The organism is Longimicrobiaceae bacterium, from assembly GCA_035936415.1.
Lineage (GTDB): Bacteria > Gemmatimonadota > Gemmatimonadetes > Longimicrobiales > Longimicrobiaceae > JAFAYN01.
This window is the reverse complement of the sequence record DASYWD010000170.1, coordinates 1-11,027: the sequence shown is the minus strand read 5'-3', so window position 1 is coordinate 11,027 and position 11,027 is coordinate 1. Positions and strand designations below refer to the sequence as shown.

The 11,027-nt window shown below is 71.5% G+C and carries 9 protein-coding genes; 1 reads left to right on the top strand and 8 read right to left on the bottom strand.

Annotation, left to right across the window (positions count from 1 at the left end; translation table 11 throughout):
* Positions 1 to 287 precede the first annotated feature (287 nt).
* Positions 288 to 584, bottom strand: coding sequence for an HU family DNA-binding protein (locus tag VGR37_06520; GenBank protein ID HEV2147036.1), 297 nt, complete (start codon positions 582 to 584; stop codon positions 288 to 290).
* A 306-nt stretch (positions 585 to 890) separates the two neighbouring features.
* Positions 891 to 2,015 (bottom strand): glutamine-hydrolyzing carbamoyl-phosphate synthase small subunit, encoded by a 1,125-nt coding sequence (gene carA / locus VGR37_06515; GenBank protein HEV2147035.1) that lies wholly within the window; start codon positions 2,013 to 2,015, stop codon positions 891 to 893.
* 177 nt (positions 2,016 to 2,192) lie between these two features.
* Here carA and VGR37_06510 point away from each other — a divergent pair, with 177 nt between their 5' ends.
* Positions 2,193 to 2,795, top strand: coding sequence for a ribonuclease H (locus VGR37_06510; protein HEV2147034.1), 603 nt, complete (start codon positions 2,193 to 2,195; stop codon positions 2,793 to 2,795).
* Positions 2,796 to 2,832: 37 nt separating this feature from the next.
* On the opposite strand, the gene VGR37_06505 is transcribed toward VGR37_06510, so the two are convergent.
* The 6 genes from VGR37_06505 to mrdA all read right to left on the bottom strand — a co-directional run bounded on the left by VGR37_06505 (position 2,833) and on the right by mrdA (position 10,843).
* Entirely contained in the window at positions 2,833 to 4,365 is a 1,533-nt protein-coding gene (locus VGR37_06505) for a hypothetical protein (protein HEV2147033.1), read from the bottom strand.
* Between the two features lies 1 nt (position 4,366).
* On the bottom strand, positions 4,367 to 5,098 hold the full coding sequence (gene lipB, locus VGR37_06500) for a lipoyl(octanoyl) transferase LipB (protein HEV2147032.1): 732 nt from the start codon (positions 5,096 to 5,098) through the stop codon (positions 4,367 to 4,369).
* Between the two features lie 75 nt (positions 5,099 to 5,173).
* Positions 5,174 to 6,601: a dihydrolipoamide acetyltransferase family protein gene (locus tag VGR37_06495; protein HEV2147031.1), complete on the bottom strand. Its 1,428-nt coding sequence runs from the start codon at positions 6,599 to 6,601 to the stop codon at positions 5,174 to 5,176.
* A 43-nt stretch (positions 6,602 to 6,644) separates the two neighbouring features.
* Entirely contained in the window at positions 6,645 to 7,679 is a 1,035-nt protein-coding gene (locus VGR37_06490) for an alpha-ketoacid dehydrogenase subunit beta (GenBank protein ID HEV2147030.1), read from the bottom strand.
* A gap of 9 nt (positions 7,680 to 7,688) precedes the next feature.
* Positions 7,689 to 8,762: a thiamine pyrophosphate-dependent enzyme gene (locus VGR37_06485; protein ID HEV2147029.1), complete on the bottom strand. Its 1,074-nt coding sequence runs from the start codon at positions 8,760 to 8,762 to the stop codon at positions 7,689 to 7,691.
* A gap of 158 nt (positions 8,763 to 8,920) precedes the next feature.
* On the bottom strand, positions 8,921 to 10,843 hold the full coding sequence (mrdA, locus tag VGR37_06480) for a penicillin-binding protein 2 (protein HEV2147028.1): 1,923 nt from the start codon (positions 10,841 to 10,843) through the stop codon (positions 8,921 to 8,923).
* Between the last annotated feature and the right edge of the window lie 184 nt (positions 10,844 to 11,027).

Sequence of the window (11,027 nt, the reverse complement as noted above, 5' to 3'; positions counted from 1 at the left end):
ATCCAGACCGGCTCCGGGGCCTGGCGGGGAGCCGGCGGCGGGGCGCCCGGCCGGTCGTAGCCGCGGCGCACGTCGTACGCGGTCTCGTAGGGGCCCAGGGTGCCGGAGCGCGCATCCGCGCCGGAGGTGTCGCGCGGCGCGTCGGAGGACGGGTTCGGCATGGGGCTGCTCCGATACGGCGGGAGAGGGAGACAGGACGACTCCACCGCACGCAAGAAGGGCGCCCAGGCCCCCGGGGGAGGCTGGACGCCCTTGGGCGGGCAGAGCCCGCGTCTTCGTACGAAGCTTCAGACCTCGAGCGGCTTCTCCTCCACCATGGCGCGGAGCTCCTTGGACGGCTTGAAGACCGGCACCGCGCGCGGCGGGACCTCGACCGGATCACCCGTGCGCGGGTTGCGCGCGAGGCGGCTCTTGCGCTCGCGGACCTTGAAGGTGCCGAAGCCGCGGATCTCGATGTTCTGGTGCTCCGCCATCGCGTCCTTGATGGCGTTCAGGAACGAGTCGACGACCACAGCACAGTCCCGCTTGGTGATCCCGGGCCCGATCGCATCGGCGACCCGCTGGACCAGATCCGCTTTCGTCATGAAGTCCCTCCTTGGGGGTTGGAAGCTGGGGCGGCGCCCCACGGAATGCGCACGAGCGCAAGAAGCCGACGTCCGGCTGGAGTACGTGCCCGGACCAACGTCCCCGCTCGGAATACGGGGTGCCATCCGGCTACGTCGTTCCTCGAGTCTTCCGGGTGCGCGGGGGAGTCCGTGTCGATCGGAGGGCTGAGCGACGGATCGCGGCCGGCAGCCGAAGATAACGTCCCGGGAAACGGAAGGGGAGTAGCTAAGAGGTTGACGGGCGGCGGTTTATCAGCCGAAGGATAACGCGACGCATAGAAACCGTCAAGCGTCGTGACGGCGCTCCTCCGTCCTCCGCTCCATCTCCGCGATGAAACGGTCGAAAAGATAACGCGAGTCGTGCGGCCCCGGAGCCGACTCCGGGTGGTACTGCACCGAGAACACGGGCCGCTCCGCGTGCTCCAGGCCCTCCACCGTACCGTCGTTCAGGTTCAGGTGGGTGACGCGGAGCGCGGGTGCGCCGGGGATCCCCTCCTCGTCGCCGCGCACGGCGAAGCCATGGTTCTGCGCGGTGATCTCCACCGCCCCGTCGGCGAGGCGGCGGACCGGGTGGTTCCCCCCCCGGTGTCCGTACAGGAGCTTGTAGGTCTGTGCCCCGAACGCGCGGGCGATCAGCTGGTGCCCCAGGCAGATGCCGAAGACCGGGACGTCGCGCGCCGCGAGGTCGCGGATGGACTCCAGCGCGTGCCCCACCGCCTCCGGGTCGCCCGGACCGTTGGAGACGAACAGCCCGTCGGCTCCCGCCGCCGCGATCTCCTCCGCCGGGGTGCCGGAGGGGAGGACCGTGACCTCGCACCCGCGCTCCGCGAGGAGCTTGAGGGAGTGGGACTTCACCCCGAAGTCGTAGGCGAGGACGCGGTACCGCGTCTCCCCGGCGGCCGGGACCACGTACCGCTCCCCGGTGGAGACCCCGCACGCCAGGTCGAGCCCCGCCATGGACGGCTGCTCCAGGATCCGGGCGCGGAGCGCCTCCAGGTCCGGCTCGCCATGGGCGATGGCGCCGCGCATGGCGCCGAGCGAGCGGATGTGGCGGGTGAGCGCGCGGGTGTCGATCCCGGTGACCGCCACCACGCCGTGCCGGCGCAGGTACTCCTCCAGCGACTCCTCCGCCCGCCAGTTGCTGTACGCGGGCGGCGCCTCGTGGAGGACGAATCCGGCCACCTGCGGCCCGACCGACTCCTCGTCCTCCGGGTTCGCCCCGTAGTTGCCGATCAGCGGGTAGGTCATCGCCACCAGCTGCCCGGTGTACGACGGGTCGGTGAGGACCTCCTGGTAGCCGGTCATGGAGGTGTTGAAGACCACCTCGCCGAAGACCGTCCCGGAGGCGCCGAACGCCTCTCCCCGGAACGCGCGTCCGTCCTCCAGCAGCAGCACGGCGGTCTCGCCCAAGTCGCTTCTCTCCCGGTTTCCGTCGGCCATGCGGTCAAGTGCATGCCGCATCGGTGGATGCGACCGCGGCAATCTACCGTCCCCGCAAATTCTGTCAAGCGCCGGCTCCGCCGCCCCTGGGTTTCGGCCCGCCGCACCGGTAGATTGTCGGCCTTTCCCGCCCAGACCTGGAGAAGAATGAGCGAGCCGCTGGTCTTCATCTACGCCGACGAATCCTGCCTCGGGAACCAGTTCAAGGGGCGCGCGCGCCCCGGCGGCGCCGCCGGGCTGGTGGAGCACTTCCACCCCGAGCGCGGGTGGGTCCGGCGCGACTTCTGGCTGTCGGAGCCCGACACCACCAACAACCGCATGGCGATCCGCAGCGGCATCCTCCCCCTCGCCGCGCTGAGGAACCCGGCGCGCGTGGTGTTCACCAGCGACAGCCGCTACCTGGTGGACGGGATGACGCAGTGGGTGCACGGCTGGGCCGCGCGCGGGTGGAAGCGCAAGGACGGCGAGATCGAGAACCTGGCGCTCTGGAAGGAGCTGGTCTCCACCGCGCGCAGGCACGCGGTGCAGTGGCGCTGGGTGAAGGGGCACGCCGGCCACCCGCAGAACGAGTACGCCAACTTCCTGGCGACCCGCGCAGCGGCGAAGCAGGACGCGAGCGGGGGGCTGGTGGAGTCGCGCTTCGACGAGTGGATCGCGGAGGAGCAGGAGAAGGAGCGCTACCTGGACTTCTTCCCCATGCCGCCCACGAGCTTCGAGTTCAAGGCCGCGCGGGCGCTGCCGCGGGGGTGAAGGCGGGCAGGCACACGCGCGCGGGGACCCCCGCGAATCAGAGAGGCTCGGCGACCCGCGCGGGAACGGAGGTGAAGCCCCGGCGCGACTCCCGCGGCCGCGGGATCGCCCCCGTGCCGAGCGCACCCGCTCCGGCGCCGCCCCAGCAGAGGACCTCCGCCCGGACCGTCACTCCGCAGGTGTGGCTCCCCCCGGCGTCCAGCGCGCGGAAGGTGTGTCCGCCGGCCACCGCAGCGGGAGAGGGCACGACGTGGACGTCGAGCCGGTCGTCGCGCGGCCCTTCGGCGGCACCGTTTCCCAGCTCTCCGTAGTAGTTGAACCCCCAGCAGTACGCCATCCCGTCCGCGGTGACGCCGCAGGTGTGACCCCAACCCGCGGAGATGCGCGCGAGCTTCAGCCCTCCCGCGACCCGCCGCGGCGCAACGGCCATCGTCCGCGACCCGTCCCCGAGCTGGCCGTACTGGTTCCCCCCCCAACAGTAGGCGCCCCCGTCGGCGGTCACGCCGCACACGTGCGGCCCCACCCTCAGCGAGCGGAACGAAAGGTTCCCCTCCACGTACGCCGGGCGGGGATCGTACTTCGGCTCCACCACACCGGAGGGGCCGGTGACGTATCGGAGGCCCCAGCAGGCTGCCCGCCCGTCCGCCGCGAGCCCGCAGGTACGGTTCTCCCCCGCGCCGATCTCACGGAAGCGCAGCTCGGTCTCTACCTCCACCGGCGCGCTCACGCGGTTGCCCCTCACCGGCGTGCCCAGCTCGCCGTTCGCCCCCGCGCCCCAGCAGTATGCCTTCCCGTCGGCGGTGAGGGCGCAGGTGTGCCCGGCGCCCGCGCTGATCCGCGTGAAGCGGTGCTCCGTGTGCACCGCGACCGCGGCCGCGCTCGGCTTCTCGGTCCGGTTCCCGAGCTGGCCGGCGCGGTTCGCCCCCCAGCAGTACGCCGCGCCGCCTGCCGCCAGTCCGCAGGCGTGCCCGCCGCCCACCGCGAGCGCCACCAGGGGAGGAGCCCCGGACACCCCCGTGGGCGAGGCCTGCACGCGGGTCCCCTCGTGCCGCACGCCCTCCGGGACGCGGCCCCAGCAGAGAGCCCGTCCGTCCTCGGTGAGCCCGCAGCTCAGGTCGTTCCCCGCTTCGACCATCGTGTACCGGACGGCGGCGGTCCCCGGGACCGGGCGCACCGCCACCAGGGCGGAGTCGCGCTCCCGCCCCGCCTCCATTCGGATGGTGGCGCGCCCCGGCCCTCGTGCACGGAGCACCCCGTCCTTTCCGATCTCGGCTACCGAGGGATCCGAGCTGCTCCACCGGACGTCCAGGCCCCTCGGCCAGCGTCTACCCGCCTCGAGGGGCCACTCTATCTGCTGCTGATACGCGCCGACGTCCCAGGTCCTCACGAGGAGCGCCGCGGTCATCTGGACGGAGTCGCCGCGATCGAGCACCACAGCGGTGGCCCTGATCCACGGGCCCTCCTGCTTCGGGACGTCGCTCCCGAGGATGTCGGCGCACGCGGACAGCAGGCCGACGAGAAGGGCGAGCAGGATGCGAAGGCGGCTCCGCACGACGAAGAGCAGTGGCATGTCAGGGGAACGGTCGGGAGGAACGAGAAGGCGAGGAGACGGCCTGGCGGCCGAAGGTGCGCTCGAAGCAGCGCGCCGCCGCCGCCTCCACGTCCTCCATGGGCACCGTCCGCCCCAGCTCGCCCGAGATGGAGCCGACCCGGTGCTCCCGGATCCCGCAGGGGACGATGGTGCCGAAGAACGACAGGTCCGTGCTGACGTTCAGGGCGAAGCCGTGGCTGGTGATCCACCCGGAGGAGACCCGCACCCCGATGGCCGCGAGCTTCCGGTCCTCCACCCACACCCCGGTGAGCCCCTCCTTCCGCCCCCCGGTCAGCCCGAACTCCGCCAGCACCGCGATCAGCATCTCCTCCAGGTCGCGGAGGTACTGGTGCAGGTCCTGCCGGTCCGGCTTGAGGTCCAGGACGGGGTACCCGACGAGCTGCCCCGGCCCGTGGTAGGTCACGTCCCCGCCCCGCCCGGTCTCGAACAGCTCGATTCCGCGCGCCGCCCGCTCCTCCGGCGAAGCAAGCACGTTTTCCTCGTGCGACCCGCTCCCCAGCGTGATGACGTGCGGGTGCTGCAGGAGCAGCAGCGTGTCCGGCACCTCCCCGGCACGCCGCCGCTTGACCAGCTCCGTCTGCACCTCCAGCGCGTCCGCGTAGCGGACGAGCCCGAGCCGGCGGACGTCCAGCGGCCGCGCGAGGGCCGCGGATTCACGTGCGTCGTCTGTGACGGTCCGAATGGTTTCCATCCTTCCAAAATAGCGCCGGGGGCTCGCGAAGGGTATTCGCAAGCCCCCGTGCCGGTCTCCGGACCTCCTGCGAGGCTACGCCTGCTCCGGGAACGTCTCCATGATCTGCTTCACCCGCGCCAGGAACTGGTCGCCGTCGGCGCCGTTCACCAGGCGGTGGTCGTAGCCCAGCGAGATGTAGCCGCGCTTGCGAGGGACGATGGCATGGCCGCCGTACTCGTCCGTGATCACCGCGGGGCGCATCTCCACGCCGCCGACGCCCATGATGGCGACCTGCGGCTGGCTGATGATGGGGAAGCCGATCGTGGTCCCGAAGATCCCGGGGTTGGTGATCGTGAAGGTGCCGCCCTGGACCTCGTCCGGCGACAGCTTCTTGCTCCGGGCGCGGGTGGCGATGTCGTTCACCCGCTTCGCCAGCCCCACCAGCGACAGCTCGTCGGCGTTCTTCACCACGGGAACGATGAGGCCGTTGTCCAGCGCCACCGCGATCCCGAGGTTCACGTCGGCGCGGTAGATGACCTCGTGGTTGGAGTACGACGCGTTCAGCTTCGGGTGCTCGCGCAGCGCCCGCGCCACCGCCCAGGCGATGAAGTGGGTGTACGTGACCTTGACGCCCTGCTCCTCCCAGAGGCGCTTGCTCTTGGCGCGGATGTGGTCGAGCCGGGTGTAGTCCACCTCGAAGTACGAGTGCACGTGCGGCGAGATGCGCCGCGACTGCACCATGTTGTTGGCGATGATCTGCGTCATCCGGCTGGCCGGCTCGACGCGGTCGTTCGGGCCCGCCTGCACGGCGGGGTGCTGCGGCGACTGGAAGAACTCGTCCCACGGGAAGCCGCCCTCGTACGAGGGGGCGGGCTGCGGCGCGGCCGGGCGCTGCGCGGGCGCCGCCTGCGGCTGCGCGGCCGGGGCCTTCTCCCGCTCCTCCACGTGGCGCAGGATGTCGTCCTTGGTCACCCGGCCGCCGCGGCCGGTCCCCCGCACCTCCGCCACCTGAACCCCGTGCTCCGCGGCGATCTTGCGCACCAGCGGGGTGGAGCGGGTCCGGAGGCGGTCCTCCAGCGTCTGCGGGCCGCCGTTGCCCGTGATCGTCGGCTCGGTGGTGCTCCCGGTGGGCTCGGACGCGTGCAGGGTGGGCACCGCCTGGCCGGCCGTCTCCACCTGGTGCGCCTCGGGCTGCCCGGCGGCCGCTTCGGGAAGCGTGGCGGCCTGCTCGCCCGGAACTCCCGCGGCGGGCTCCGAGGGCGCGGCCGCGGCGGCGCCGGCCTCCGTCTCGACGTAGGCCACGATCGTCCCGACCTCCACCGTCTGCCCCTCGGTCACCACCACCTCCACCAGCGTCCCGGCGGCGGGCGAGGGGATCTCGGCGTCCACCTTGTCGGTGGAGATCTCCATGATCGGCTCGTCGCGCTCGACGCGGTCGCCCACCTTCTTCAGCCAGACGGAGACGGTTCCCTCGGCGATGGACTCCCCCATCTGGGGCATCGGCACTTCTACACGGGCCATGTCAGGATCAGCGGGTCAGGGTTTCGGAGCGCAGGTCAGCAGGTCAGTAGGCCGCCAGGTGGCGCGCCGCCTTCACGACGTCTTCGGTCTGCGGGAGGAAGTAGTCCTCCAGCGGGGGCGAGTACGGCACCGGCGCGTCCAGCGCGGCGACGCGCAGGATCGGCGCGTCCAGCCACTCGAACGCCTTCTCGTTCACCCGCATGGCGATCTCCCCCGCGATCCCGCCGGTGCGGGTGTCCTCGTGCACCACCAGGAGGCGGTTGGTCTTCCGCACGCTCTCCACGATGGCGTCCTCGTCCAGCGGGAGGAGGGTGCGCAGGTCGATCACCTCCACGGAGAGGCCGTCCTCCTTCTCCAGCTGCTCGGCGGCCTCCAGGCTCTTGTGCACCATGGCCGCGTAGGTGACGATCGTCAGGTCGCTCCCCTCGCGGTGCGTGCGCGCCTTCCCCAGCGGGACCACGTAGTCCTCGGCGGGGAGGACCTCGCGGACCTGGGGGCGGCGGTACAGCCACTTGTGCTCGAAGAAGAGCACCGGGTCGTCGTCCCGCACCGCGGCCTTGAGGAGCCCCTTGGCGTCGTAGGCGGTGGCGGGATAGACGATCTTGAGCCCCGGCGTGTGGAAGAACGCCATCTCCGGGTTCTGCGAGTGGAACGGCCCGCCCCGCACGCCGCCCCCGGAGGGGCCGCGGATCACCATCGGCACCCCGCCCGACCCGCGGTAGCGCGAGGTGGCGACGTAGTTGGTGATCATGTCGTATGCGCAGGAGATGAAGTCGATGAACTGCATCTCCACGATGGGGCGCATCCCCATGTGCGCGGCCCCGGCGGCGGCGCCGGTGAAGCCGATCTCCGAGATGGGGGTGTCGATCACCCGCAGCGCGCCGAAGCGCTCCTGCATCCCCTCGGTGACCTTGAAGGCGCCGCCGTAGGCACCGATGTCCTCCCCCAGCAGGAAGACGCTGGGGTCCCGCTCCATCTCCTCCCAGATCGCCTCCCGGATGGCCTCCAGGAAGGTGACGGGCTTCCCTTCTTCGGTGAGCCGGACGTGCTCCGGCTTCTGCTTGGTCGCGGTCGCCATGCTCGTGGCTCAGGCCTGCGTGGGATCGGGGGGCGTGTGGCGCGTCCAGGGGGCGCTCACCGGGGCGTCGGCGTACACGTCGTCCAGGGCGGTCTCCGGGTCCGGGAGGGGGGCCGCCTCCGCGGCGGGGATCATCGCCTCCAGCTCGCGGTCCACCTCTTCGTCGATCGCGGCCAGCTCCCCGGCCGTGGCCCAGCCGTTCCCGGTCAGCGCGGCCACGTAGCGGTCGATGGGGTCGTTGGTGGTGGCCCAGTGCTCGATCTCCGCCGGGTCCACGTACGACTGGTTGTCGTGCTGCGCGTGCCCCCTGCGGCGGTAGGTGAGCACCTCCAGGAGCGTGACCCCCTCCCCTGCGCGGGCGCGGTCCACGGCGCGGCGGGCGGCGCCGTACACGGCCAGCATGTCGTTGCCGTCCACCTGCTCGCCGGCCACCCCGTAGCCGGGGGCCTTGTCCACGAACGACTCCACGGCGGTCTGCAGCCGGGTCGGCGTGGTGTACGCCCACTGGTTGCTCTCCACCACCACCACCAGCGGGCACCGCTGCACCGCGGCGAAGTTGATCCCCTCGTGGAAGGCCCCGGTGGAGGTGGCGCCGTCGCCGATGTAGACCATCCCCACCCGGTCCTCGCCGCGCTGCCTGAAGGTGAGCGTCACCCCCGCCATGACCGGGACCAGGTCGCCCAGCGGGGAGATCTGCCCGATGAAGCCGCGCCGGTAGTCGGTGAAGTGGATGTTCAGCTCCTTGCCGCGCGCGGGGGAGTCGCCCTTGGCCATGTACTGGCGGAGGACCTCCTCCGGGCGGGCGCCCATCACCAGCATGGAGCCCAGGTTGCGGATCAGCGGCGAGAGCATGTCGCCCGTGCCGTCGTCGCGGCGACGGAGCGCGTACGCGCTGGCGACGGACTCCCCCTCCTGCCCCAGCGAGCGGAAGAGCCCCCCCACCACCTTGCTCTGCCGGAAGAGCGTCTCGAGCTTTTCCTCGAGCGTCCGCGTCAGGCGCACGTAGCGGTACATCTCCAGGAGCTGCTCCCGCGTGAGCCCGTGCGGGATCGCCGCGGAAGGGGCCTGCTTGGTTCTCGGCATGCAGTCGGTTCCGGAAGCCGTTGCGCCGCCCGGGCGCGCCCCGGGGGCGGTGGGCGACAACTTGCCACCCCGGCCGCGCCCCGTCAAGCGAAACCGGGAGCGGCGCTCTTGCGCCGCTCCCGGTTTCACCCCCGTCCGGGGGCAGCTTCGGTCGCCCGTTATCGGGCCTGCTTCGCCTTGGCCGGGGCGGACGCCGTCTGCGCGGTGGAGCGCGGAATCGGGGTGATCGGCGCCGGGTAGACGTCGAACTGGCTCCACCGCATCCGCTGCGACTGCCAGCGCTCGATCAGCGTCGGCTTGGGGTCGAAGGGGAGGCCGTGCTTCTTGTTCAGGTAGAAGTTGATGGCCTTGGTGGCAATGGGGCCCACGTCGCTCCCATGCAGGCCGTGCTCGATGATGGCCGCCACCACGATCTCGGGGTGCCCGCCCGGAGGACCGGAGAAGCCCACGAACCAGCCGTGGTCAGCGCCCTGCGGGTTCTGCGCGGTCCCCGTCTTACCGTACACCTTCCAGCGCGCGATCGAGGAGAGCACCGCAGTCCCGGTGGGCGACGTGACCGCGGCCAGGCCGTCCCAGAGCGCCTGCAGCCCCGTGGCGTCCAGCCCCAGGTCGATCTGCCCGGGCCCCTCCCCGGCGCCCTCCCGGTCCACCAGGTGCGGCTCCGGTGCGGTGCCGTTCCCCGCGATGGCGGAGTAGAAGTGCGCCATGTTCAGCACCGACTGCGAGTTGGGCCCCTGCCCGATGGCGAGGCTCATCACCTCCGAGGGCGTGGGCGTGTGCCCGAAGCGCTCGCGGTACCAGTCGATCCCGGTGGGGAAGATCGGCTTCACCTCGCCGGGGAGGTCGATGCCGCTGCGGGTGTTGAAGCCCATGCGCGTCCCTTCCGCGGTGAGCTTCGCGAGTCCGAGCCGGATCCCGACCTGGTAGAAGTAGACGTTGCACGACTTCTCGATCGCCCCCGCGAGATCCAGCGAGCCATGCCCCGGCCGGTACCAGCAGCGGGAGTAGCGACCGGCGTACGCCATGCCCCCGGTGCAGGAGATCGGCATCCGCGACCCCGCCTTGAGGATCCCCTCCTTCACGCCCGCCGCCGCCGTGGCCAGCTTCCAGGTAGATGCCGGGGGGTAGAGCGCGGTGATCGTGCGGTCCAGGAGCGGCTTCGTCGGATCCGTCTGCAGCGCCCGCCAGAGCGATGGCTTGATGCCTCCGACGAACTCGTTTGCGTTCACCGCAGGGTGGCTGTACATCGCCAGGATCTCGCCCGTGGAGGGGACCATGGCGACCACCGCCCCCTTCATCGTATCCGGGAAGATCCGGTGGATGTAGTTCTGCAGGTCCAGGTCGAGGGTGAGCTTCAGGTTCTCGCCCGGGACCGGCGCCAGCGCGCCCACGGAGGAGCGCGGGTCGACGACGCGCCCCATGGCGTCCACCTCCACGAACCGGGCGCCGTCCACGCCGCCGAGCTCCAGCTCGTACTCACGCTCGATCCCGGCCTTGCCGATCCACGTCCCCTGCTGGTATCCCTCGCGGCGGAAGCGCTCCTGCTGCAGCTCCTCGCGCGTGATCTCGCCCACGTACCCGGCGATGTGCCCGATGGCATTCCCCCCCGGGTAGTAGCGCATGGGGCGCTCGACGATCATGAGGTTCGGGAACGCGGCCCGCCGCTCCTCGATGGCCGCCACCTGCGGGAAGGTGGCCCGCTCGGTGACCTCCAGAAGGTCGTTGGGGCGGGCCTTCCGCTTCGCCATGAGCGCGTCCACGTCCTGCGTGGACAGGCCGAGGAACGGCATCAGGTCCAGCAGCGTCCCCCGGATCGTCTCCTCCGAGGCCGGCAGGAGGGCGACTGAGTAGCCGGTGATGCTGGTGGCGACCACCTCGCCGTTGCGGTCGTAGATCGTCCCGCGCGGGGCGGGGATCTTGATGGGGCGGAGCCGGTTCTCCTCGGAGCGCGCCGCGTACTGTGCGCCCGTCAGCACCTGCGTCTGGAAGAACGCCGTCAGCAGGGTGCTGATCACCAGGGTGATCATGAACACCGCGCCGAGCGTCCTGCGCTGCCGGGGATCGGGCTGGAAGAGCTTCATGGTCCTTCGGTGTCACGGGTTGCGCCTCCTGGCCGGAGGCGGGTCCTCCCTTCGTACTACGTCTCACCGCACGCCCGGTTCCCCCGCCGCGAGCCGCCGGGCGAGCACGCCGGCGCGCCGGACCACCCCGGCGCGGAGCAGGTCGATCAGCGCCGCCGCGGCGTGGATCCCCCCCGGCGGGGGG

Bases quoted from the DNA above. Each gene is read 5' to 3' on its own strand.
- VGR37_06520 (HEV2147036.1), bottom strand. From the start codon at position 584: ATGACGAAAGCGGATCTGGTCCAGCGGGTCGCCGATGCGATCGGGCCC.
- VGR37_06510 (HEV2147034.1), top strand. From the start codon at position 2,193: ATGAGCGAGCCGCTGGTCTTCATCTACGCCGACGAATCCTGCCTCGGG.
- VGR37_06505 (HEV2147033.1), bottom strand. From the start codon at position 4,365: ATGCCACTGCTCTTCGTCGTGCGGAGCCGCCTTCGCATCCTGCTCGCC.
- lipB (HEV2147032.1), bottom strand. From the start codon at position 5,098: ATGGAAACCATTCGGACCGTCACAGACGACGCACGTGAATCCGCGGCC.
- VGR37_06495 (HEV2147031.1), bottom strand. From the start codon at position 6,601: ATGGCCCGTGTAGAAGTGCCGATGCCCCAGATGGGGGAGTCCATCGCC.
- VGR37_06490 (HEV2147030.1), bottom strand. From the start codon at position 7,679: ATGGCGACCGCGACCAAGCAGAAGCCGGAGCACGTCCGGCTCACCGAA.
- VGR37_06485 (HEV2147029.1), bottom strand. From the start codon at position 8,762: ATGCCGAGAACCAAGCAGGCCCCTTCCGCGGCGATCCCGCACGGGCTC.
- mrdA (HEV2147028.1), bottom strand. From the start codon at position 10,843: ATGAAGCTCTTCCAGCCCGATCCCCGGCAGCGCAGGACGCTCGGCGCG.